Source organism: Pseudoalteromonas sp. JC3, assembly GCF_030291895.1.
Lineage (GTDB): Bacteria > Pseudomonadota > Gammaproteobacteria > Enterobacterales > Alteromonadaceae > Pseudoalteromonas.
The window spans coordinates 1154965-1177856 of record NZ_CP127855.1; the positions used below are offsets into that span (position 1 = coordinate 1154965).

The following is a 22892-nucleotide window of genomic DNA, read 5'->3' on the forward strand; positions in this document are numbered from 1 at the left end:
GGTTGTAACTTTTTTGTCAAAACTTACTGAATCGTTATTTTCAACACTAAACCTTAATCCTGTGACGTAACACAAGCTTTTTATAGGTAACTGTTGCTAATTTAGACTTTATAACGACTCTTAACGTTTCCCGCATAGCGTCAACATCTTGAATAGCATACAATGAGCCGCTTAAAGTATCAGAAATAGGTTGTTATGACTCAAGCTAAGTCAAATTCCAATGGCAACGATATCCTTTTTGGTGATATTGGGGCGACTTTAAAGCGAATGACGATCCCCATGATATTCGGGATGATCACGCTGATGATGTTTAATCTCGTTGATACTTTCTTTATTAGTATGCTTGGCACCGAGCCGCTCGCAGCAATCAGCTTCACCTTTCCAGTTACCTTTACTGTAATTAGCTTAGCCATCGGGCTAGGTATTGGCACATCCGCCGTTATCGCGAAGGCTTTGGGTAGCAATTTGCTCGACGAAGCTAAGTTTGATGCCGCAGTGGCTATTATTATCTCTGCCATTTTTGTTTCGCTGCTTTCTATTCTTGGTTTTATTTTTGTCGATGAGATCTTTATTCTCCTCGGGGCAGGTGAAGCGGTTATGCCATTTATACACGACTATATGTCCGTGTGGTTCATTGGCTCGATTTTATTGATAACGCCGATGATTGGTAATTCAGTGCTGCGTGCCAGTGGTGATACCAAAACGCCAAGTTTAGTCATGGGACTCGGGGGATTAGTAAATGCGGTGCTGGACCCGATATTAATCTTCGGATTTGGGCCAATTGATGCAATGGGTGTAAAAGGGGCTGCAGTGGCCAGTGTGTTATCTTGGAGTCTTGGGGTAACTATTATTTTATATTTGCTGATAGTTAAAAAACGTCTTATCTCACTGTCTGCAAAATACACCAGCTTCACAAATGCGGCAAAAAAAATTCTCACCATCGGCCTGCCTGCAGCTGGCGCAAATATGCTGACGCCGTTGGCAATGGCGGTAATGACCGCACTTATTGCCAGTTATGGACCAGAAGCTGTGGCCGCATTTGGCGTTGGGAGTCGTATCGAGTCTATCGCAAGTCTCGTGGTTTTGGCGCTTTCTATGACTTTGCCTCCTTTTGTAAGTCAGAACTTTGGTGCAAAACAATACCAGCGTGTGTCTGATGCCTATACCCAAACACTTAAATTTGTGCTTGCTTTTCAATTTGCGGTCTATCTATTACTGGTATTGAGCGCTTACTACATCAGTCATACTTTTGGTAATGAACCTGCTGTCGTTGAAACCATACAGTTATTTATTTATATCATGCCGCTAGGATACGGCCTTCAAGGCGTGATCATATTAACCAATTCGTCATTTAATGCGTTGCATAAACCGATGAATGCGCTCATTCTAAGTGTGATCCGGTTGTTCATATTTTATGTACCTATTGCTTATATAGGCTCACAGTTGGCAGGATTACCAGGGCTATTTGCAGGCGCTGCTTTGGGGAATTTATTTACCGCAGCCATAGCCTACAATTGGTTTAAGAAAGTAATTAATGAAATTGCAGCAAGCGAGGTTCAAAAGGAGGCGTAATGGAAGATAAGTTTCAGCTAGTTTCTGAGTTTCAGCCAAACGGAGATCAACCAACAGCGATTGCTCAGCTGTGTGATGGTTTAGAATCGGGCCTTGCACATCAAACCTTGCTGGGGGCTACGGGGACAGGTAAAACCTTTACCATGGCCAACATCATTAATAATCTTAACCGTCCTACAATCATTATGGCGCATAACAAAACACTAGCGGCGCAATTGTACGGCGAAATGAAAGAGTTTTTCCCTCATAATGCGGTTGAGTATTTCGTCTCTTATTATGACTATTATCAACCCGAAGCCTATGTCGTTGCCAGCGACACTTTCATTGAGAAAGACGCGTCTATCAATGATCACATTGAGCAAATGCGTTTATCTGCGACCAAAGCTTTGCTTGAGCGCAGAGACACTATCATCGTCGCCTCCGTTTCAGCGATTTACGGCCTTGGCGATCCCGACTCTTATATGAAGATGATGCTGTTGCTGAAAGTCGGTGAAACTATCGATCAGCGCGACATGTTAAGGCGTTTGGCAGAACTACAATACACGCGTAATGACATGGATTTTAGCCGTGGTACCTATCGAGTTCGCGGTGAAGTTATTGATATTTTTCCTGCCGAATCGGAAACCATTGCGGTACGGGTTGAGATGTTTGACGATGAGATAGAGCGGATCAGTTTGTTTGATCCCCTGACTGGTGCCGTTGAGAAACACCTAGTTCGCGCAACTATCTATCCAAAAACCCACTATGTGACGCCAAGAGAAAAGATCCTTGATGCCATTGAGCGTATCAAGGTGGAATTAAAAGACCGCCGTACTCAATTATTGGATAAAAATCGCCTAGTCGAAGAGCAGCGCATTGCTCAACGTACACAGTACGACATTGAAATGATGACCGAGCTTGGCTATTGCTCTGGTATTGAGAATTACAGCCGATATTTATCGGGACGTGCACCAGGCGAGCCACCACCAACTTTGTTAGATTATTTGCCGGATGATGCGCTTATGATCATCGACGAGTCTCACGTTACTGTTTCGCAGGTTGGTGCGATGTACAAAGGCGATCGCAGTCGTAAAGAAAACTTGGTTGAATATGGTTTTAGATTACCGTCTGCGCTAGATAATAGGCCACTAAAGTTTGAAGAGTTCGAAGCGATTTCGCCGCAAACTATTTATGTTTCGGCGACTCCTGGTGATTATGAATTGAACAAATCTGCGGGTGATGTTGCCGAGCAAGTGATCCGTCCAACAGGGCTATTAGATCCAGAAGTAGAAGTGCGTCCAGTTGCAACTCAAGTTGACGATTTGCTCTCTGAGATCTACAAACGGGTGGAAGTGAATGAGCGTGTACTGGTTACTACGCTAACAAAACGCATGTCAGAAGATCTGACCGATTATCTTAACGATCATAATGTTAAGGTACGTTACTTACACTCTGACATCGATACCGTTGAACGTATGGAGATCATTAGAGACCTGCGCAAAGGTGTCTTTGATGTACTCGTTGGCATTAACTTGTTACGAGAGGGCTTGGATATGCCTGAGGTTTCTTTGGTTGCCATACTTGATGCAGATAAAGAAGGCTTTTTACGCTCGACGCGCTCTCTTATTCAGACAATTGGCCGCGCGGCACGTCACTTACATGGTAAAGCGATTTTATATGGTGATAGGGTGACCAACTCGATGCGCCAAGCTATAGATGAAACGCAAAGACGTAGAGAAAAGCAAGAGGCATACAATGAGGCCAATGGCATTACCCCAACGGCACTCAATAAGAAGATCACGGATGTGATGGATCTCGGTGAGGAAGTGGCTGATGACAAAGTGGTTGATATCGATGCCAAATTTAAACCAGGTATGCCTGCAATGGATGCGAAAGAGATCGCTAAAGAAATAGACCGACTCGAAGCACAAATGATGAAGTTTGCTAAAGAGCTTGAGTTTGAAAAAGCAGCTCAAGCGCGCGATCAAGTTCAAATCCTACAAAAGCGTTTGATTAAAGCCTAGGTTTTAAAGAATAAAAAAGCATGTGAGACTCACATGCTTTTTTATTGGTTGGGTATTAGAAGCGGTAGCTGACACCCAGAGATAGGCTCGATGTATCCAAGTCACCCATATCAAGGTACTTATAGCCAAGGTTAACTGCCATGCCGTTATCCCAGTCATATTGCCAACCCGCTTCAGCGACAAAACCGATGCCATCGTCGGTAACTAATTTAGTGCGGCCACGAGTGATTTCGTAATCGTAGTAGTTCGCACCTAATTTGCCGTAAAAATAGCTGTTGTCAGAAATTTGATAGTAGCCTTTTGCGGCAACAACAAAGTTATCAAATTCTAAATTGTTAGCGCCAAGGCCAAACAAAGTTTTGTTGTTTTGCGTACAGGTAAACTTGCGATCATTTTCGTCCTCACACTTCCAATCATCTAAGTCTTCACCGCTGTTATAACCTAATTCAAGCGCCAAAATTGGCGTAAAGTGATAGTTGTAATACAGGTATGCTTGGCCTACACCATCACCATCTTTGCTTGAGCTTTTATAAGAAGCGCCGCCGCCAGAGATGTCTAAACCAACGCGATGCGTCTCGTTATTTTGTTCTGCAAAAGACGATAAACTTGTTGTGAGTAATGCAAGAGATAAAAGCGCTTTAATTTTCATAATCAATGTCCGTTGTGGTTAACTTGAGGACAGTATAAATAGGGTACGTGTCAAGGTCTGTTGGGGGGCTGTCATAAAGTGTAAGAAGGCGTCTAGTTTGGTTCTCTTTATTTTACAAATATAAATAGTTGCACTTGCTAAGTACTTTTAGCTGCCGTAGATTTTGCAATGAGCGTTTGGTATTTTAGTATGGTTGTCAATGTCAAAATCGCAGCAATAAGCCCACTCCATATGTGATGCATGATCAAGTGACTTGCAATGAACATAGGTACGTCTTGCCAGCCATCAATAAACAAAAGTTTACCCAATAACAACAAGTAACCGAGCAGGTGCGAGAAGGTCACAAACTTAAAGGATTTAATAAATTCGCTTTTTGCATTGGTTGAGAGGGTGGGTATATTGAGATGTAGCGCGAGAATAAAGACTGTTGAGAGCACAATACTGACAAGTCCCAGCCCGAGTAATGAGGTTTTTATCAACACGATGGAGTAGATAAAAGCAAGTAACATGAGTCAGCCTAACAATTACAGAAAATGTAGTTTATATATGCTTAGGTTTTGAGTCTATTCGAATTATTCTAAGGATTAGGTAGTGATTTTCTGAGTGATCGCTCTATACTAAAGCCGATTTTATCAATAGTTTGTAAACCGATGTAACATTGCCCTATATTTTCGCGGCATGTTTCGTTATAAATGCAATGTTAAGTTGTAGTAAATTCGAATAAAACAATAACTATTACAGTAATTAAGACCAAGTTGGGAACTAGGGAAATGAAATTCGCTTTTAAGGATTTTTTGTTTGATAGCAAAGAACTGAAGCTTTATAAAGACGACAGAAAGCTCAATTTAAAACAAAAACCTGCTCAGATATTGGAGCTATTTTTATCTGCTCCTCAAACCATCCACAGTAAAGAAGACATCTTAGAGAAGGTATGGCCAGATAGAAAAGTAACCGATCAGGTCGTATTTCAAAATATTGGCCATTTACGTGCTTTGTTTGGTGATGATGCCATCAAAACCTTTTCACGAAAAGGGTATCAATGGCAGATCCCTTGTACGGCCTTTGAAGGGACTGCGGAAGCTCAGGCTTCACGTCAGACTACTCCCCATGAGTCGACTAAACCGGATGTAAAAACGGTGGAAGAAGAAACAGTAGTGACTGAATCACCTTCTGAAGTGTTCGAAAGACCAGAATCTATTGGTAGCAAACTGCCTATGTTTGGGCTTGCGGGTGCACTTGTGTTGCTAGCCTTGGGTATCTACTTTACGTTATCGTGAGTCAAATTTACTTGAGTTGAGGTTGTGTCATGTTGCAAACGTTGTATATCACAGGTGCTGGGGTGAGTGCCGAAAGTGGTATTCCGACTTTTCGAGGAGATGATGGTTTTTGGACGATAGGTTCGGCTAATTACACTCCTCAAGAAATGGCAACGCGAGCAATGTATAAATCGCAACCGGCGGAATTCTTAAAATGGTACTACCATCGTTTTGTGGCTTACCGTAATCACGGCCCCAATCTGGTTCATCAATGGCTTAGTGATAAAAATGTGATCACGCAAAATATCGACGGTTTAGATGGTAAAGCGGGAAATAATCATTTTATTGCGATCCATGGACGCGTTGATCAGGTGACTCCCTTTCATACCCAAGGTGAGCCTACAGCGTGTTTTACTGCCCCTTGGGATGAGGTAGACGAAAGTCGATTGGCCGAGTCGTTGTTAGCACTTTTCAAGATCGCGCGACAAGGCCCAGAAAAAGGCGTGTCACTTAAACCCTATGTATTGTTATTCGACGAATACTACACCGATCTGTATCGTATTAGCGAAGCACAGTCACGAATGTATGCTGCGGATAGAATCATTTTTATGGGCACTTCCTTTAGTGTCAATATCACTCAAATGGCCTTGGAAATAGCAAGGCACAAAGCAATTCCAATTGAAGTGGTTGACCCAAACCCTGCGCACTTACTTTACAAACAAGTCACCTATCACCGCATGACAGCAAGTGAATACATCGCCAGTTTGCCTGCCTCTTAATTTAAAGCCTGAGGAAAGTTTGCCTGCCTCTTAATTTAAAGCCTGAGGAAAGTTAGCCTGCATTGCTTTGATAGTAAGTGGCTAGCAGAAATTGTTTATATTCACTGAGCCGGTGTTGTTGTTGGAGGTGTGATTCAATCACTTTAGCGTTGTGGGGTTCCACTGCGCTTATATGTCGCCTTTCGATTTCCATCAAGCCAAGTAACGCACTTAATTCTTGAATGCTCAGTGGCGCAGTATGGCTATTAAAAGCTAAGTAGCATTCTAGAGGTGTTAACTTTTTTGCATTTCTTTGACTCAGCGCATTTTGAAGTAGCTCTTTGCTTTCAAAGTGCAATAAGGTTCTAAGGTAATTTAGACAGTTATCTTTCGCGGACATTTGCGATAAAAGGATATGTAGTATGTTATTTCCTTGCGGGTTAAGGTTATTGATTTGCTCAGCTTGGATCAATGGTGTTGAAAAAAAGGCAAACTTCTCCAAGGAGTTAATCGCAGCTATCATCGCCTCTGGAAAGCGTGCTGCTTGTAAGCAAACACTCGCTATATCTTGATAGTGGCCATAGAGTACAGTGTTACTCTGCGCACTTTGAAAAAGAAACTTGAGGACCTCAATCTGCTCGTCTTTGGTCACCTGTGCATACACGGCTTTTATTTTTTCTATATCCGCGCTTTTTAACGCTAACAAAAACTGAGTTAGACAATTATTCGACATACATAGAACCACAATTTATTATTTAATGCTCACGCAATATGATAGCCTATTCGCCTGCTGTTTTGCTCAATTTATAATGATAATAAAAAAGAGACGATAACGTGTTGCACTTTAAGATAATCCTGCTTACTTGTTGCCTACTACTAAGCCCACTAGTTCACGCTAATGAGCGTTTATATGATGCTTTTATAAAAGAAATTCAGCAACAAGAAACACGTGATAGCGCGCTTCAAAAAGTCGACCAAGTATTAGAGTCAGGCTTAACGCCGGAAGAAATTGCAGACGTTCACCATAAGACCACGGTTGCATTAAAAAACGGTTTCCAGCTCGAAGAAGCATATAAATGGGCGGAGCGCTTTAAACAGGTATTACTCTCGCATCATTTACCCGAATATGAAGCTAAATACTCTTTAACGTATGGTGACCTCATGCTCAAAGAGGGGAGATTTAGCGACGCGATTAGTTATTTAAACCTAGCCGTGTCTCAGCTATCGGCGCTTGATATGCATCGATTGTTAAGCCACGCTTATCGCTTTCGGGCTGCTGCTTACAAAAGCAATGGCAGTTATAAAGACTCGATAGAGAGTTACGAACTCTCAATTGAAGTGGCAAAGAAGTATGAACTCCCAGATTTGCAAGTGTCTGCGATCACTCAGTTAGCAGATGTTTACTCGGATCTTTCATTACCGGACAAGGCACTTGAATTACTGCAGCAATCGATAGCGGTACTAAAAAGCCAAAAACAGGAAAATACGGTTTTACTTGGACAAGTTTACTATAACCTAGGTGGTGCGCATCAAGTGATTGGCGACCATGCAAAGTCGCTTGAAGCTTATCAAACCGCATATGACTATGACATTAAAGCGGGCAATGTCGTTTATTCAGCTTACACGTTGATCCGCATTGGTCGTGAACAAATGAAACTCAGCCAATATGACAATGCACAAGCGTCATTTGAAAAAGCATTTACGATTTTCGAGGAGAATGACCATACCAGAAATCAGGGCTGGGCGCTGAGCAATTTGGCTGAAGTTAAATTAAAAGCAAATGAAAAAGCTAAGGCTAAAGAGTATGTTGAACAGGCGCTTGAGTTAATTGATCCGGTACAAAGTAAAGTGCTTTATCAAGAGACGATGACTACCTATGCGCAAATTGTTTTACCTGAACGAGCTGATTTTTTTATTCAAAGTATGGAGCAAATTATTGCTCAAGATGAGGTTTATCTTGGCCTCAAGGAAACCGCATTACGAGTGTTAAAGGACGCCTACAGCGCGAAAGGTGATTTTGAGTCTGCGCTTAATTATCACTTACAATATGCGGAATCTAAGGTTTCTCAGCTTAAAAAAGAAGCCAGTCAAAAAGCCTTGGCCTATCAGATGGATACCGAGTACCAGAAAAATCAATATGAGCTACAAAGTCTAAAAACACAGCGTGATGTAGAGCTGGCCGAACAGCGCGTAGAACAAATAGTAACGGCAGCAGTGGTGGGAGTTTTGGTCGTTCTACTGAGCGCATTTTTACTACTTGCGAGAAACAAACGTCGCTCACTGGAACTCGAGAAGCAGCTTCTCAACAAAACCTTGGACTTAAAGCAGCAACTACTTGCAGATATTTCTCATGAATTAAGAACACCACTTACCGTACTTAAGCTACATATTGAATCTCTTGAACATAATTTGGTGGAAAATCCCCAGCAGAGCTACAAAGTGCTTAACCGCCGTCTTGATACTCTTAACACATTAATTAAAGATATCTACGAACTCGCGCAGGCAGATACCGGCAGCCTTAACTTGGCGTTAGAGCGCGTCAATGCCAAACAAGCCTTTATTGGTCTTGTTGAAGATATTGATGACTTTGTGACGGATGAAGGGCTTGAGTTTAATGCCCATATTGAACTACCTGATGAGCTGGAAATCGACATTGACGTAACTAGGTTCGCTCAGGTATTTAATAACTTGGCTCGTAATAGTGTGAATTATACTGACAAGCCGGGAGAAGTCTGTGTGGATATTAGCTATCAAAGCCAGCAAATCCAATGTGTTATTGAAGATTCAAGCCCAGGTGTGGGTGATGAAGCTTTAGGGAGATTGTTTGAACGTTTGTTCCGCTGTGATAAATCACGTAGCCGAGATCTTGGTGGCTCCGGCTTAGGTTTATCTATTTGTCAAAAACTGGTTGAATTGCATGGTGGCAGCATTGCCGTCGCGCATAGCGAATTAGGTGGGTTGAAAGTGAGTGTTATTATACCTTGTGAGTAATAACACAAACCTGCTTTTAGCTGAGGTAATATATTCAGTGCGATTTCACATTGTGATATAGCAAAAGCTCGCCGCGTAAAGCGGCTCTGGCCAGAGTTATATATTGCATGTAGGAGCGATTTTACATCGCGATATGGTAAAAAATCGCCGCGTAAAGTGGCTCTAGCCAGAGTTATATATTGCATGTAGGAGCGATTTTACATCACGATATGGCATTAGATATCGCCGCGTAAAGCGGCTCCTACCAGAGTTATATATTGTGTGTAGGAGTGATTTCACATCGCGATATGGCATTAGATATCGCCGCGTAAAGCGGCTCCCACCAGAGGTTATATATTACGTGTAGGGGCGATTTTACATCGCGACAGGTACAACACCGCAACTACAAAAAGTTGCGTTCAAATCGCTTAAGCACTATGGACTTTGCCTTTGCGGCGGTGAGTATCAGCAAAATAAAAGCGACAATAAACCAGATGGGGCGATTACCATGCTCTGCATACCAGCTCACTCCACTAATGAGTTTTACATCACTTTTCAGTATATTGGCTTCGAATTGTGGAATGGCATGCTGAACTTTGCTAAGTGGATCGTAAACACCAGTGATACCATTATTCGTTACTCGAATTAATGGGCGCTGTAATTCTAAGGCACGCATGCGAGCGATCTGCATATGTTGATGCGGGCCGTGGGAATCTCCAAACCAAGCGTCGTTGCTCACAGTAAAAAGAATATCTGACTCAGAGGTAAAGTTACCTCTGACAAGCTCGCTAAACGCGATTTCGTAGCAAATAGCGGGTAACACATGCAAGCCATTTGCAAGTAGGTTTGGTTGTACCGCATCACCTCGAGTAAATGACGACATCGCTAAGTTAAAAAGAGGCGCAATAGGACGCAATAGGTCTTCGAACGGCACAAACTCACCAATAGGCAACAATTGGTGCTTCTGGTAGCGGTTTTTGTGCAGATAGTGATATTGCCCTTCGCTATCTTCTTTTTCTTTTTTACCAAGCGTGATCAGCGTGTTGTACGCGGTTCTGGTATCAAACTGATAATCGGGAATACCCGTTATTAGCGCCGTGCCATTAAACGCGGCGGCTTTGTCCAGCCCTTCTAAAAATGGGTAGGCGATATCTTCAAATTCTGGAATAGCCGCTTCTGGCCACACCACTAAATCAACGCCTTGCCAGTTAGGTCTGGTCATATCTCGATATTTAGACATGGTAGGCCAAAACTGTTCAGGCTCCCAGCGCAGACTCTGTTTGATATTACCTTGTACAAGTAAGGTGGTAATTTCATCACCCGAGTATTTCAGTGGACCTTGAATGATTGGCACACTGTATAGACCGGCAATGCCAGCAAAGCTGACTATGGTGAGATAAATCGCACGTTGTTTAAGTAGATAGTAAAGGCTTGTTGTCGCTAAAATAACTAACAATGTTAAGCCAAATTCACCGATCCAAGGGGCTAAACTGCCCAATGGCGAGTCAGTTAATGTGTAACCGAAGCTAAGCCAAGGGAAGCCCGTGAGCATATGGCCTCGCAGCCACTCGGTAATGGCAAAACCCGCAACAAGTGCCAGCACCCGTTGCCAAGGTGTGCGAGTAAAGTAGCTGGCAAAAGCAAATGCCAATGTTGGGTAGATGGCAAGATAAGCACATAGTAATGCCATCAACAGCACTGAGACAGGTAAGGGTAAACCACCAAATTCAGCGATAGAGACATGCACCCAGCTTATGCCAAGGGCAAACCAGCCAAAGCCAAATAAAAAGCCATATTTAGCCGCGAGCTTTGGACTGGGTTTATCGGTAAGCCAAGTCGCTATAATCAAGCTGACAAACGCGATGGGCCAAAAACCAAAAGGGGAATAAGCAAAAGTAAGTGCACAGCCAGAAATGAGTGCCAGCCATGCAAACTTATCTTTTGCGAGGTTACTCAGGTTAGATACTAGAGTCTTCAACATGTTCAGATTTAGGTACACTTACTTGAATTTGTAAGATCCTCCGGTTATCGGAGTTAGTTACCTTAAACTGAAGGGGATCTATGTCTATGGTTTCACCACGGCTTGGCATATGGCCAAATGCATGAAGAATAATACCGCCAATGGTATCGGCTTCTTGGGTGTCGTAGTTGGTTTTGAAAAATTCGTTAAATTCATCCAAGGGCGTGAGTGCTTGCACGGTATAAACATGTTTAGACAGCTGACGAATATCTTGTTGTTCTTCGTCGTCATCATGTTCATCTTCGATTTCACCAACAATGGTTTCGAGAATATCTTCGATAGTAACCAGTCCAGATACACCGCCGTATTCATCAATCACGATAGCCATATGGTAACGTTTTTGACGGAATTCGTTGAGCAGGGTATCGACACGCTTACTTTCAGGCACGACCACAGCGGGACGAAGATATTCGCGGATACTTGGCAAATCGCGCTCTTCGCGCAAAATCAAAGGTAAGAGATCTTTGGCAAGTAAGATGCCTTCTACGTGGTCTTTGTCTTCACAAATCACAGGAAAACGCGAGTGTGAAGATTCTACCATCATAGGGAGTTGAGCACTGAGCGGCTCATCTACATCAAGTGTAATCATTTGCGAACGTGGGATCATGATGTCACGTACTTTCAGCTCTGAAACGCTGAGTACACCTTCCATCATGTCTTTGGTTTCTGGGTCAATCAGCTGGCGCTCTTGCGCATCAGCGATGACTTCAGCCAGTTCTTCTTTATTTTGGGGTTCCCCTTGCAGCATCTGTGTGATGCGTCCCAGCCAGGTCTTGCTAGAAGAACCCTGACTACTTTGCGAGTTATCGTCGCTCATTAGTTGTGTCTGCTCCGTTAATTTAACAATCGTCTCTGTAAGGATCTGCGATATTCAAAGAAGCGAGAATTTGCTTCTCTATTGTTTCCATTTCTACCGCGTCTTGTTCATTTATATGGTCAAATCCAAGTAAATGCAAGCAACCATGGATAACCATATGGGCGAAGTGGTCATGAAAGGTCTTTTCTTGCTCTATGGATTCTTGGTATACCACTTGGGGACAGATAATTAAATCACCAATAAGTGGCAACTCAATCCCCGGTGGTGCATCAAATGGGAAAGACAATACGTTGGTTGGCTTGTCTTTGCCCCTGTATTGGCTATTGAGCTCTTGGCTTTCGTGCTCGTCAGCGATGCGAATCGTTAATTCTGCTTCTTCGCGAAATTGCGTTAATGCATGTTCTGCCCATAATTGAAATTGTGCTTCGGATGGTAAGTTTTCAAACTCACAAACCAATTGCAAATCTAGCATTAAGTCCATGGTTTATTCCTCAGAAGGTTGCTGTTTCGCTTGATGCTTTTCAGCTTTAGCGAGACGCTCTTGTTCTTCTTTCTTCTCGTATGCTTCGACGATACGAGCAACCACAGGGTGTCTAACTACATCGTGAGATTTAAAGAAGTTAAATGAAATCTCTTCGACATCATTGAGTACTTCTATCGCATGACGAAGTCCAGAGCGCGCACCACGAGGTAAATCGATTTGGGTGATATCACCGGTGATCACCGCTTTTGAATTAAAGCCAATCCGCGTAAGAAACATCTTCATTTGTTCAGTCGTGGTATTTTGGCTCTCGTCCAAGATAATAAACGCGTCATTGAGTGTTCGACCGCGCATATACGCCAAAGGTGCAACTTCAATGACATTTTTTTCGATTAAGCGCTCAACTTTTTCAAAACCAAGCATCTCGAATAGGGCGTCATAAAGAGGGCGAAGGTAAGGGTCGATTTTTTGTGTTAAATCACCCGGTAAGAAGCCCAGCTTTTCACCAGCTTCAACCGCTGGACGAGTGAGGAGGATGCGACGTATTTCTTGACGTTCTAGCGCATCAACCGCTGCTGCAACAGCAAGATAGGTTTTACCTGTACCCGCAGGACCAACACCAAAGGTAATATCGTGAGTTAAGATATTAGCGACATATTGGCTCTGATTTGGGTTACGAGGCTTAACCACACCGCGACGAGTCTTAATATAGACTTCTTTGTCCCATACGGTTGGGGCGTCTTGTTCAAGTACGTTCGCTTCTGTGATGGCCAGATGAACCTGATCCGGTTCGATTTCTGTCATTTTTCCTTTCACAGGCTGAGTATCAACATATAGAGATTTTAGAATATCCACAGTTGCTTTTGCCGTTACCGCTTGTCCGGTCACTTTAAACCAATTGTCACGGTGCGCGATTTCAACTCCAAGGCGACGTTCTATTTGTTTTAGATTTTCGTCGAACGGACCACAAAGTGAAGAAAGGCGGTGGTTATCTGCGGGTTCTAAGTAAATTTCTATATTCTTTATCTGATTACTCAAAATGTCTTCCTATAAAAATAACGCTAGCCGAAGCTAGCGCACAATTTAAAAATGCTAGGGGGTAAAAGTACCAACACCTAATTCATTAATTTCAGGTTCTTGTGGTGCTTTATTTAAGATATCCGACGGTTTTACGTCACGACGTAAATCCATTTCTGCTTCAGTACGGATAAGTTCACCACGTAACGAGTTCGGTAACGCCTCAGTAATACGTACATCGACGAATTGGCCGATCACTGAGTGTGGACCTTCAAAGTTTACAACGCGGTTATTTTCGGTTCTACCACGCAGTTCCATTGGGTTTTTCTTCGATGGGCCCTCAACCAAAATACGCTGCTCGGTATCGTGCATCTTGCGGCTAATATCCTGCGCCATTTGGTTGATACGGTTCTGTAGCAGATACAGGCGTTCTTTCTTTTCTGATTCTGCAACATCATCAGGTAAGTCGGCTGCTGGTGTGCCTGGTCGCGCTGAGTAGATGAAACTAAAGCTCATATCAAAGCCGATATCGTTAATCAGGTTCATCGTTGCTTCAAAGTCTGCGTTTGATTCGCCTGGGAAACCAATGATGAAATCTGAAGACATGCTTAGGTTCGGACGGATCTTACGTAGCTTGCGGATCGTTGACTTGTACTCAAGCGCAGTATGACCGCGTTTCATCAGGTTTAGAATACGGTCTGAACCACTTTGTACTGGTAGGTGTAAATGGTCAACAAGCTCTGGCACATCCGCATAGGCTTCAATGATATCTGGTGTAAATTCAACCGGGTGAGATGTCGTATAACGAATACGGTCAATACCATCAATTGCTGCAACGTAGCGAATTAAGTCAGAGAAGTAACAAATTTCACCATCGTGCATTTCACCACGGTAAGCATTTACGTTTTGACCGAGTAAGTTCACTTCACGTACACCTTGCTCCGCAAGCTGAGCAACTTCAAGGATCACATCATCTAAAGGACGGCTTACTTCTTCGCCACGCGTGTACGGTACAACACAGAAAGTACAGTACTTAGAGCAACCTTCCATAATTGAAACAAATGCACTCGGGCCTTCAGCCTTTGGCTCAGGGAGGCGGTCAAATTTTTCAATTTCAGGGAATGAAATATCAACGACAGCACCTTCTTTGCTTTGCACCTGTTTGATCATCTCTGGCAGGCGGTGCAATGTTTGTGGGCCAAACACGATATCAACAAATGGAGCGCGCTGACGAATGGTGTCGCCTTCTTGTGATGCTACGCAGCCACCAACACCGATAACAAGATCAGGGTTTGTGTCTTTTAGTAGTTTCCAACGACCAAGTTGGTGGAATACTTTTTCCTGTGCCTTCTCACGAATCGAGCAAGTATTGAGTAGGATCACATCAGCTTGCTCAGCTTCTTCTGTAAGCTGATAGCCATTTGTTGAATCCAAAAGATCCGCCATTTTCTGGGAGTCATACTCGTTCATCTGACAACCCCAGGTTTTAATATGCAGTTTTTTACTCATTTAAATATTGCCTCGTTTACAACTCGGTGTTTAGCACTACGCGTTTCTCGTGCAGGCGATGCTGAATTGATATCATTATGCCTAAAGGACGCGTATTTTATATGACCTATCTTGTCTAGCCAAGTATAGATTTTAACTTTCAAAATGTGGATCAATACAGAGTGTTTTAAGCAAACATCTGTTTTTATATGCGTTACAATGCGCAAAGACTCAATTAAGTGGAATATGGCATGAAAAACAAGGCTCTGATAGTCGGTGGTGGCATGGTTGGTGCAGCGTGTGCTGTTAAGCTAGCGAAGCAAGGTGTTGACGTAACCATTATTGAACATTCTCCCATCTCAGCTGATGAAATACTCGCAAGTGATAAGGTAGATATTCGCGTTTCTGCTATCAATCGCTTTTCCGAGCAGTTACTAGATGAGCTTGGTGCTATGCCTGTGTTAAGAAGCACCAGAGCCGCGGTTTACAAGCAGCTAGAAGCCTATGAGGATAAGCCAGGGCAATTGATATTTGATTGTGAAGCGCTAAACGCCTCGCACTTAGGACACTTAATTGAGAATAACCTCATTCAAGCAGCATTGTGGCAACAGTTTGAGGAATTTGATATCAAAGTGGTTTCACCAGAGGGGATCCCAAAGCGCATTGTTCATAATGAGGATTCCGTGACGATTGAGTATCAAGCAGCATCCTTTACCACCGATTTGTTAATTGCAGCTGATGGTGGCCGTTCTATCGTCAGACAAATGAGTGGCATAGGCGTGACGGGGTGGCAATATGAGCAACATTGTATGGGGCTGCTGATTAAACTCGACGCGCCGCAGCAAGAAAAAACATGGCAGCAATTTAAGCCATCAGGTCCCATTGCCTTTTTACCTATGCAGTATCCGTATGCCAATCTGATTTGGTATGACAACGGCAATAAACTCAATTTACTTAAGCAACTAGATAAGCAGGCGCTAAAACAAGAAGTAAAAGCTGCATTTTTTGAGCTACCCGGTGACTTTGAGATTGAAGAAGTGGCGGTTTTTCCTTTAGCAAGGCAACATGCTAACCAATACGTGAGCGAACGAGTGGTATTAGTAGGAGATGCAGCTCATACCATTAATCCGTTAGCAGGGCAGGGAGTAAATCTTGGCTTTAAAGACGTAGCGGCACTTGCCGAAGCGATTGAGGCAAAAGAAGATATTGGTGACGGCAGTGCACTACATCATTACGAGTCAAAGCGTAGGAAAGACAACCTCTTGATGATGAGTATGATGGATGCGTGTTATTTTGGCTTTTCGAATCAAGTAACACCGTTAAAGCATTTGAGAAATCTGGCGCTGAATGTGGCGAATAAAGCTGGGCCGATAAAAACAGAAGTGCTTAAGCACGCCATGGGAGGAGTTGGTTTTTAATCTTTGTTCTCTACACTGAGCGTGTTACACCAATTTACTTAACCTGAGGTTTGGATAAGGAATGTTCCAACTCATTGTTGCTAAAGCACAACTTAGTTTTTTCCTTGTCTAGCCAGAGAGTTTTAGGGAAAACAAGGCGAATTTACGCACCAATAGCTGGCTATTGGAAGTGAATTCAACGCAGTTAGCGCTAAAACTGGCTGCTAGAAAGGCATTAATTATCCGCAGCTCAGGTTACTTAATTAAGTGATCTTTTTGAAGGAGCAAGTATTAAGATAAATTGGTATTACTGCACGCTTCATTATTTAGTGCCGAGATCATCTCATCAGTGTTAGCTTATCGACCACATACATCAATGTATTAATATCAAATTTTCCATCTAGCCTTAATAACCAATCACTGTTGGGCTGCAAAATGTAAGCAGTTTGAACCCCTGAAGGTCTGATAGAAGAAAAAATATGTTTTGCTCCGTGAGTAGCGGTAAATACATTTGCTTCGTCTATAACGCCAAGCTCAGCACTGACTTTCTGCATGTCTTCACTCTGTATATCAAACGTACCATTGAAAGCTCGTGTCATAAACTCAAGAGGTGTTAAATCGTACTTGTTAGGTAGACCAGCAAGCGCGGTAGCGCCAGTTATCCAGCTTAACGTTAGTTCAGAAGAGTTGTCGCGAATCACAACTGAGTAGGTATCGTTAATAAAAGTTTGAAATGAAACTTTATTTGCCTGCTCCGAGGGCTGACAGTAGCTAAAATGCTTGAGTGCTATTTCTATGTGTGATGGAGAGCAAATTGAGCTAGCCCTCGCTTCTACAAAGCTAGGTATACTGAAAATGATTAATGAAAATAAAAGAAATAAAGACTTTAGCACTTTCTTTCCTAACATGAAGAAAGTTTAAAAGTAACATTATAAAAATGAGCTAGGAATGAATAAAGAGGAAAGAAATTGTTACTAAATGGTGCGGAAAGAGAGACTTGAACTCTCACATCCGAAGATACTGGAACCTAAATCCAGCGCGTCTACCAATTCCGCCACTTCCGCACAGTAGAAATTTTATTTTTAGCTAACATCTCAAAAAGAGATGGCTGGAGTACCAGGATTTGAACCTGGGAATGGCGGGATCAAAACCCGCTGCCTTACCGCTTGGCGATACTCCAGCAATAGAGGTAAGTTCAAATCTTATTTAGCCCTGATTTGAGTTAGGCTACCTTACCGCTTCCACTTCGTGTCGAGACGATACCCAGCAGTAGAGGTAAGTTCAAGCGTTTGAGTTCTACTTGAAAGAACATGGTGCGGAAAGAGAGACTTGAACTCTCACATCCGAAGATACTGGAACCTAAATCCAGCGCGTCTACCAATTCCGCCACTTCCGCATTTGTAAATGGTGGCTATGCCCTGATTTGAACAGGGGACCCCATCATTATGAGTGATGTGCTCTAACCAGCTGAGCTACATAGCCATTGGCTGGAGTACCAGGATTTGAACCTGGGAATGGCGGGATCAAAACCCGCTGCCTTACCGCTTGGCGATACTCCAACGAAAATTCGATTGTTTTAGTTCCAATCGAGAACGTGGTGCGGAAAGAGAGACTTGAACTCTCACATCCGAAGATACTGGAACCTAAATCCAGCGCGTCTACCAATTCCGCCACTTCCGCATTTATTATCTAGAGTATATTGGAACCTAAATCCAGCGTCTATTTCAAGACATCTGCCAATTCCAAAACTTTAGAAATGTGGCTGGAGTACCAGGATTTGAACCTGGGAATGGCGGGATCAAAACCCGCTGCCTTACCGCTTGGCGATACTCCAACGAAATAAAATCTTTTTGAGTTCTGATTTAAAAGAACATGGTGCGGAAAGAGAGACTTGAACTCTCACATCCGAAGATACTGGAACCTAAATCCAGCGCGTCTACCAATTCCGCCACTTCCGCACAGTAGATATTTTATTTGTAGCTAACATCTCAAAAAGAGATGGCTGGAGTACCAGGATTTGAACCTGGGAATGGCGGGATCAAAACCCGCTGCCTTACCGCTTGGCGATACTCCAACGAAAACTCAAATCTAACTTAAATTGTTGAACCCAGGATTTGAATCTGGGGGTGGATGAGTGAGGGTTCAAAACCTCTCTCTTCTCTGCCTTACCGCTTCCACTTCGTGTCGAGGCGATACTCCAACGAAAATTTGATTGTTTTAGTTCCAATCGAGAACATGGTGCGGAAAGAGAGACTTGAACTCTCACATCCGAAGATACTGGAACCTAAATCCAGCGCGTCTACCAATTCCGCCACTTCCGCACATCTTTTGGCATTAGTTATTGGAACCTAAATCCAGCGTCTATATTAAGACAACTGCCAATTCCGCCACTTCCGCACATCTTTTAGCATTAGTTATTGGAACTTAAATCCAGCGTCTATATTAAGACAACTGCCAATTCCATTACTTACGCATATTTTTTGCGACAACAAATCGATGAGTTTTGGTAGTAGTTAAAGCATGGTGGCTATGCCCTGATTTGAACAGGGGACCCCATCATTATGAGTGATGTGCTCTAACCAGCTGAGCTACATAGCCATCTCTTTAACTTCTCATCATCGCTGATGCGGGGCGTATTATGCGTATATGCCCCCAAGCCGTCAACACCTTTTTTGCAAAAAATCTGCTAACATAGTTTGTTTGCAGATAAATTAAGCGAAACGGCTTGTTTTTATATCAAATCATGCGGGGCAATTGCAAATTTTTAACAAAACCTGTGAATTTTTATTCCTTTGAAGTCTATAACTTACTCTGAAGAGCAAGGTACTTATTTGATTAAAAAGCAGAGTTGATAAAACTAAAAAGGAGCCGAAGCTCCTTTTATTGAAATAGCGTGTAGTAACTATAGTTACACATTAAATAAGAAGTTCATCACATCGCCATCTTTTACGATGTATTCTTTACCTTCTTGACGCATTTTACCTGCGTCTTTCGCACCAGATTCACCACGGAACTCGATATAATCATCAAAGCCGATAGTCTGTGCACGAATAAAACCACGCTCAAAGTCTGTGTGGATTTTACCAGCAGCTTGAGGTGCTGTCGCGCCAACAGGGATAGTCCATGCACGTACTTCTTTTACGCCAGCTGTAAAGTAAGTTTGCAGTTTCAACAACTCATAACCACCACGGATCACACGGTTCAGGCCCGGCTCTTCTAAGCCTAAGTCATCCATAAACTCTTTCTTATCTTCTTCTTCAAGTTCAGAAAGTTCAGCCTCAATTGCTGCACATACAGGGATCACAACCGCGTCTTCTGCTGCTGCAATTTCACGTACTTTGTCTAGGAATGGGTTGTTTTCAAAGCCATCTTCGTTAACATTGGCGATGTACATAGTTGGCTTGATCGTTAAAAAGTTTAGGTAGCTTATTGCTGCCGCTTCTTCTTTATTTAGCTCAAGTGAGCGAAGCGTTAAGCCTTCGTCCAAGTGCGCTTTTACTTTTTCAAGTACAACAAGTTCAAATTTCGCGTCTTTATCGCCGCCTTTCGCTTTCTTCGCGTTACGTAAAACCGCGCGATCAGCAGTATCCATGTCTGCAAGTACCAGCTCAGTGTTGATAACATCAATGTCTTCAGCAGGATCGATTTGACCAGCAACGTGAACGATATTTTCATTTTCAAAACAGCGAACTACGTGACCGATAGCATCCGTTTCACGGATGTTTGCCAAAAATTGGTTACCTAAACCTTCGCCTTTTGAAGCGCCTTTTACCAAACCGGCAATATCCACAAACTCCATTGAAGTTGGGATAGTACGCTGAGGATTTACAATTTCAGCTAGCTGGTCAAGACGAGCATCTGGTACTGGTACTACACCGGTATTCGGTTCGATAGTACAGAAAGGAAAGTTTGCGGCCTCAATGCCCGCTTTAGTCAACGCATTAAATAAAGTAGATTTACCTACGTTAGGTAAACCAACAATGCCACATTTAAAACCCATAGTGTTTATTCCTAAATTTCTACCGTATTATCTCAAGCACGCATCATGGCGAACGAGAAGCTTAGGTATTACTCAATCAATCGCAGCAGTGAACTGTTACGGTTTAAATGAATGTAGTCGATTTTGCGCTTTTAACACACCGTCTTTTGCGAGTATTTCCATACATCGGACTGCTTCATCCACAGCGGCATCAATTTTCTCTTGATCAGCTTGTGGTGCTTTGCCTAAAACCCACCCCGTGACTTTGTCTCTATGTCCTGGGTGACCAATACCAACGCGCAATCGCATAAATTCTTTGTTATTTGCCATTTTAGCGATTATGTCTTTTAAGCCATTGTGACCGCCGTGACCACCACCTTTTTTGAGTTTGGCGATACCGGGTTCTAAATCCATTTCATCGTGAGCAACAAGAATACTCTCGACGGGGATCTTATAAAAATTGGCAAGACTCGCGACCGCTTTACCACTTAAGTTCATATAAGTCGTAGGGATCAGCAATTTAAACTCTTGATTATTGATGAGCACTTTGCCGGTGAGGCCGTGATGTTTAGCGTCTGGTTTTAGGAGGCAGTTGTATCTTCTGGCTAGTTCTTCGATAAACCAAGCGCCAGCGTTATGACGGGTGTTTGCGTATTCGGGGCCTGGATTTGCCAGGCCCACAAGCATTTGAATATTATTCAAGGTGTTAACACCTGAACAATTACTCAGCTGCGTCTTCAGCAGACTCTTCAGCAGGAGCTGCTTTAGGAGCGTTTACTGAAACAACCGCTTGGTCGTGATCTGCACCTTTAGCAAGTTCAACTGAAACAACGCCAGCTGGAAGCTTGATATCAGATAGGTGTAGAGTTTCGCCAACAGCTAGAGTCGCTACGTCAACTTCGATGAACTCAGGAAGTCTTGCTGGAAGACAAGTGATTTCAATTTCAGTTAGTTGGTGAACGATAGTGTTGCCACCTTTAGTTGCTTTCTCTTCGTTGATGAAGTGAACAGGAACTTTAGTGTGAAGCTTTTGAGAAGCATCAACGCGTTGGAAGTCTAAGTGAGTGATCTTAGGCTTGTACGGGTGACGTTGCATATCTTTAAGAATTGCTTCAACAGACTCACCGCCAATGTTTAGCGTTAGGATGTGAGTGTAGAAACCTTCGTCTTCTTGCGCTTTCAATACTTTGTTGTGATCAAGAGTTAGTGAAACTGCATCTTTACCAGCACCGTATAGGATTGCAGGAACTTTGTCAGCGCGACGTAGGCGGCGGCTCGCACCAGTACCTAGGTCAGAACGTACTTCAGCGTCTAATTTGTATACAGACATGGATGTCTCCAAAATAATTTAAGTTAATGTGTCAGAGAGCTCGCGACCAAGCTCCCTGCCTAAAAAAGGCGCGCCAATATACCACTAACGCACCTGCAATGAAACCTATAAAACAAAAAAAGCACCAGAGGTGCTTTTTGGCTAATCAGTTTTGGTGCCGATTAGTGTTGAAACATCGCAGAGATTGACTCTTCGTTGCTGATACGGCGGATAGTTTCGGCCATCATATCTGCAAGTGTTAGTACTTTGATGTTATCAAGCGCTTTCAATTCATCAGAAAGTGGAATTGAATCAGTCACGATAACTTCATCGATAACTGAGTTGCGTAGATTTTCCGCAGCATTGCCCGAAAGTACTGGGTGGGTTGCGTAAGCGAATACGCGTTTTGCACCATGCTCTTTAAGTGCTGCTGCTGCTTTACATAAAGTACCGCCTGTATCTATCATGTCATCGACAATGATACAGTCACGACCAGCAACATCACCAATGATGTGCATAACTTGAGAAACGTTAGCCTGTGGACGACGCTTATCAATGATCGCTAGGTCTTTATCATCTAACAGTTTTGCAATCGCACGAGCACGAACCACACCACCGATATCAGGTGAAACTACTACTACATCTTCGAACTTACGCTCTTTCATGTCTTCGATTAGCACTGGGCTACCGAATACATTGTCAACAGGTACGTCGAAGAAGCCTTGGATTTGTTCTGCGTGTAGGTCAACGGTAAGAACACGGTCAACACCTACGCTTGAAAGGAAGTCTGCAACAACTTTAGCAGTAATTGGAACACGAGCAGAGCGCACACGGCGGTCTTGACGTGCGTAACCGAAATAAGGAATAACGGCTGTGATACGACCAGCAGATGCACGACGTAGCGCATCAACCATGACGATTAACTCCATTAAATTATCATTTGTAGGAGCACATGTTGATTGGATGATGAATACATCTGAACCACGAACGTTTTCGTTGATTTGAACGCTAATTTCACCGTCGCTAAAACGGCCAACAACGGCATCACCTAACTCAATAAACAAACGTTTTGCAACTTTTTGAGCTAGCTCAGGTGTTGCGTTACCAGCGAAGAGCTTCATGTCGGGCACGGTAGGGTTCCTCAGGCACTGAATTTTTTGGACTAACATGCAATGA

At 43.1% G+C, this 22892-nt stretch carries 19 protein-coding genes and 11 tRNA genes; 6 read left to right on the top strand and 24 right to left on the bottom strand.

The window, feature by feature from the left end; genetic code table 11:
* Positions 1-195: 195 nt before the first annotated feature.
* Together QSH61_RS04655 and uvrB are read left to right on the top strand one after the other, a co-directional pair.
* Complete coding sequence (locus QSH61_RS04655; protein ID WP_010607370.1) at positions 196-1572, top strand: MATE family efflux transporter; 1377 nt, start codon at positions 196-198, stop codon at positions 1570-1572.
* Positions 1572-3575 carry an excinuclease ABC subunit UvrB gene (gene uvrB, locus QSH61_RS04660; RefSeq protein WP_010607369.1) on the top strand — a complete coding sequence of 668 codons (2004 nt, stop codon included), beginning with the start codon at positions 1572-1574 and terminating at the stop codon, positions 3573-3575. Before QSH61_RS04655 ends, uvrB begins: the two co-directional genes overlap by 1 nt.
* 55 nt (positions 3576-3630) lie before the next feature.
* Here uvrB and QSH61_RS04665 read toward each other — a convergent pair whose 3' ends face one another.
* Together QSH61_RS04665 and QSH61_RS04670 are read right to left on the bottom strand one after the other, a co-directional pair.
* Positions 3631-4224, bottom strand: coding sequence for a porin family protein (locus tag QSH61_RS04665; protein ID WP_010607368.1), 594 nt, complete (start codon positions 4222-4224; stop codon positions 3631-3633).
* Positions 4225-4361: 137 nt separating this feature from the next.
* Positions 4362-4733, bottom strand: coding sequence for a hypothetical protein (locus tag QSH61_RS04670; protein WP_206471291.1), 372 nt, complete (start codon positions 4731-4733; stop codon positions 4362-4364).
* 261 nt (positions 4734-4994) lie between these two features.
* On the opposite strand from QSH61_RS04670, the gene QSH61_RS04675 reads away from it, so the two are divergent.
* Complete coding sequence (locus QSH61_RS04675; protein WP_206471292.1) at positions 4995-5501, top strand: winged helix-turn-helix domain-containing protein; 507 nt, start codon at positions 4995-4997, stop codon at positions 5499-5501.
* Positions 5502-5530: 29 nt separating this feature from the next.
* Positions 5531-6259 (top strand): SIR2 family NAD-dependent protein deacylase, encoded by a 729-nt coding sequence (locus QSH61_RS04680; protein ID WP_206471293.1) that lies wholly within the window; start codon positions 5531-5533, stop codon positions 6257-6259.
* 52 nt (positions 6260-6311) lie between these two features.
* On the opposite strand, the gene QSH61_RS04685 is transcribed toward QSH61_RS04680, so the two are convergent.
* Positions 6312-6971, bottom strand: a complete 660-nt coding sequence (locus QSH61_RS04685; RefSeq protein ID WP_206471294.1) for a hypothetical protein — start codon at positions 6969-6971, stop codon at positions 6312-6314.
* Between the two features lie 101 nt (positions 6972-7072).
* Here QSH61_RS04685 and QSH61_RS04690 point away from each other — a divergent pair, with 101 nt between their 5' ends.
* Complete coding sequence (locus QSH61_RS04690; protein ID WP_227387374.1) at positions 7073-9229, top strand: tetratricopeptide repeat protein; 2157 nt, start codon at positions 7073-7075, stop codon at positions 9227-9229.
* Between the two features lie 382 nt (positions 9230-9611).
* Here the strand turns inward: QSH61_RS04690 and lnt are convergent, their stop codons facing one another.
* From lnt to miaB, 5 genes are read right to left on the bottom strand one after another with little or no spacing between them, the layout of a single operon-like run.
* The gene (gene lnt, locus QSH61_RS04695) at positions 9612-11189 is read right to left on the bottom strand and encodes an apolipoprotein N-acyltransferase (RefSeq protein ID WP_010607362.1); all 1578 of its coding nucleotides are present in this window, start codon (positions 11187-11189) and stop codon (positions 9612-9614) included.
* Positions 11167-12045 carry a CNNM family magnesium/cobalt transport protein CorC gene (corC, locus tag QSH61_RS04700; protein WP_010607361.1) on the bottom strand — a complete coding sequence of 293 codons (879 nt, stop codon included), beginning with the start codon at positions 12043-12045 and terminating at the stop codon, positions 11167-11169. Before corC ends, lnt begins: the two co-directional genes overlap by 23 nt.
* 22 nt (positions 12046-12067) lie before the next feature.
* A complete protein-coding gene (ybeY, locus tag QSH61_RS04705) occupies positions 12068-12526 on the bottom strand; it encodes an rRNA maturation RNase YbeY (RefSeq protein ID WP_102056250.1) in 459 nt (152 codons plus the stop codon).
* Positions 12527-12529: 3 nt separating this feature from the next.
* The gene (locus QSH61_RS04710; protein ID WP_039491934.1) at positions 12530-13564 is read right to left on the bottom strand and encodes a PhoH family protein; all 1035 of its coding nucleotides are present in this window, start codon (positions 13562-13564) and stop codon (positions 12530-12532) included.
* Between the two features lie 54 nt (positions 13565-13618).
* Positions 13619-15052 (bottom strand): tRNA (N6-isopentenyl adenosine(37)-C2)-methylthiotransferase MiaB, encoded by a 1434-nt coding sequence (gene miaB / locus QSH61_RS04715; protein ID WP_010607359.1) that lies wholly within the window; start codon positions 15050-15052, stop codon positions 13619-13621.
* A 230-nt stretch (positions 15053-15282) separates the two neighbouring features.
* Between miaB and QSH61_RS04720 the strand changes: the two genes are divergently transcribed.
* The gene (locus QSH61_RS04720) at positions 15283-16449 is read left to right on the top strand and encodes an FAD-dependent oxidoreductase (protein WP_206471295.1); all 1167 of its coding nucleotides are present in this window, start codon (positions 15283-15285) and stop codon (positions 16447-16449) included.
* 317 nt (positions 16450-16766) lie between these two features.
* On the opposite strand, the gene QSH61_RS04725 is transcribed toward QSH61_RS04720, so the two are convergent.
* The 16 genes from QSH61_RS04725 to QSH61_RS04800 all read right to left on the bottom strand — a co-directional run bounded on the left by QSH61_RS04725 (position 16767) and on the right by QSH61_RS04800 (position 22846).
* Positions 16767-17321, bottom strand: a complete 555-nt coding sequence (locus QSH61_RS04725) for a hypothetical protein (protein WP_206471296.1) — start codon at positions 17319-17321, stop codon at positions 16767-16769.
* 86 nt (positions 17322-17407) lie between these two features.
* Positions 17408-17492: transfer RNA gene (locus tag QSH61_RS04730), tRNA-Leu, on the bottom strand.
* 41 nt (positions 17493-17533) lie between these two features.
* A tRNA-Gln gene (locus tag QSH61_RS04735) sits at positions 17534-17608 on the bottom strand.
* Between the two features lie 131 nt (positions 17609-17739).
* Positions 17740-17824: transfer RNA gene (locus QSH61_RS04740), tRNA-Leu, on the bottom strand.
* 9 nt (positions 17825-17833) lie between these two features.
* Positions 17834-17910 (bottom strand) — tRNA-Met (locus QSH61_RS04745).
* A 2-nt stretch (positions 17911-17912) separates the two neighbouring features.
* Positions 17913-17987 (bottom strand) — tRNA-Gln (locus tag QSH61_RS04750).
* Between the two features lie 36 nt (positions 17988-18023).
* A tRNA-Leu gene (locus QSH61_RS04755) sits at positions 18024-18108 on the bottom strand.
* 79 nt (positions 18109-18187) lie between these two features.
* Positions 18188-18262: transfer RNA gene (locus QSH61_RS04760), tRNA-Gln, on the bottom strand.
* Between the two features lie 39 nt (positions 18263-18301).
* Positions 18302-18386 (bottom strand) — tRNA-Leu (locus QSH61_RS04765).
* A gap of 41 nt (positions 18387-18427) precedes the next feature.
* Positions 18428-18502, bottom strand: a tRNA-Gln gene (locus QSH61_RS04770).
* Positions 18503-18664: 162 nt separating this feature from the next.
* A tRNA-Leu gene (locus QSH61_RS04775) sits at positions 18665-18749 on the bottom strand.
* Between the two features lie 200 nt (positions 18750-18949).
* Positions 18950-19026, bottom strand: a tRNA-Met gene (locus QSH61_RS04780).
* Positions 19027-19336: 310 nt separating this feature from the next.
* The gene (gene ychF, locus QSH61_RS04785) at positions 19337-20428 is read right to left on the bottom strand and encodes a redox-regulated ATPase YchF (protein WP_010370435.1); all 1092 of its coding nucleotides are present in this window, start codon (positions 20426-20428) and stop codon (positions 19337-19339) included.
* A gap of 96 nt (positions 20429-20524) precedes the next feature.
* Positions 20525-21109 carry an aminoacyl-tRNA hydrolase gene (gene pth, locus QSH61_RS04790; protein ID WP_010607356.1) on the bottom strand — a complete coding sequence of 195 codons (585 nt, stop codon included), beginning with the start codon at positions 21107-21109 and terminating at the stop codon, positions 20525-20527.
* 19 nt (positions 21110-21128) lie between these two features.
* Positions 21129-21737, bottom strand: a complete 609-nt coding sequence (locus QSH61_RS04795; protein ID WP_010607355.1) for a 50S ribosomal protein L25/general stress protein Ctc — start codon at positions 21735-21737, stop codon at positions 21129-21131.
* Positions 21738-21898: 161 nt separating this feature from the next.
* Positions 21899-22846, bottom strand: coding sequence for a ribose-phosphate pyrophosphokinase (locus QSH61_RS04800; protein ID WP_010370444.1), 948 nt, complete (start codon positions 22844-22846; stop codon positions 21899-21901).
* Positions 22847-22892: the final 46 nt, after the last annotated feature.

Bases quoted from the DNA above. Each gene is read 5' to 3' on its own strand.
- QSH61_RS04655 (WP_010607370.1), top strand. From the start codon at position 196: ATGACTCAAGCTAAGTCAAATTCCAATGGCAACGATATCCTTTTTGGT.
- uvrB (WP_010607369.1), top strand. From the start codon at position 1,572: ATGGAAGATAAGTTTCAGCTAGTTTCTGAGTTTCAGCCAAACGGAGAT.
- QSH61_RS04665 (WP_010607368.1), bottom strand. From the start codon at position 4,224: ATGAAAATTAAAGCGCTTTTATCTCTTGCATTACTCACAACAAGTTTA.
- QSH61_RS04670 (WP_206471291.1), bottom strand. From the start codon at position 4,733: ATGTTACTTGCTTTTATCTACTCCATCGTGTTGATAAAAACCTCATTA.
- QSH61_RS04675 (WP_206471292.1), top strand. From the start codon at position 4,995: ATGAAATTCGCTTTTAAGGATTTTTTGTTTGATAGCAAAGAACTGAAG.
- QSH61_RS04680 (WP_206471293.1), top strand. From the start codon at position 5,531: ATGTTGCAAACGTTGTATATCACAGGTGCTGGGGTGAGTGCCGAAAGT.
- QSH61_RS04685 (WP_206471294.1), bottom strand. From the start codon at position 6,971: ATGTCGAATAATTGTCTAACTCAGTTTTTGTTAGCGTTAAAAAGCGCG.
- lnt (WP_010607362.1), bottom strand. From the start codon at position 11,189: ATGTTGAAGACTCTAGTATCTAACCTGAGTAACCTCGCAAAAGATAAG.
- corC (WP_010607361.1), bottom strand. From the start codon at position 12,045: ATGAGCGACGATAACTCGCAAAGTAGTCAGGGTTCTTCTAGCAAGACC.
- ybeY (WP_102056250.1), bottom strand. From the start codon at position 12,526: ATGGACTTAATGCTAGATTTGCAATTGGTTTGTGAGTTTGAAAACTTA.
- miaB (WP_010607359.1), bottom strand. From the start codon at position 15,052: ATGAGTAAAAAACTGCATATTAAAACCTGGGGTTGTCAGATGAACGAG.
- QSH61_RS04720 (WP_206471295.1), top strand. From the start codon at position 15,283: ATGAAAAACAAGGCTCTGATAGTCGGTGGTGGCATGGTTGGTGCAGCG.
- ychF (WP_010370435.1), bottom strand. From the start codon at position 20,428: ATGGGTTTTAAATGTGGCATTGTTGGTTTACCTAACGTAGGTAAATCT.
- QSH61_RS04795 (WP_010607355.1), bottom strand. From the start codon at position 21,737: ATGTCTGTATACAAATTAGACGCTGAAGTACGTTCTGACCTAGGTACT.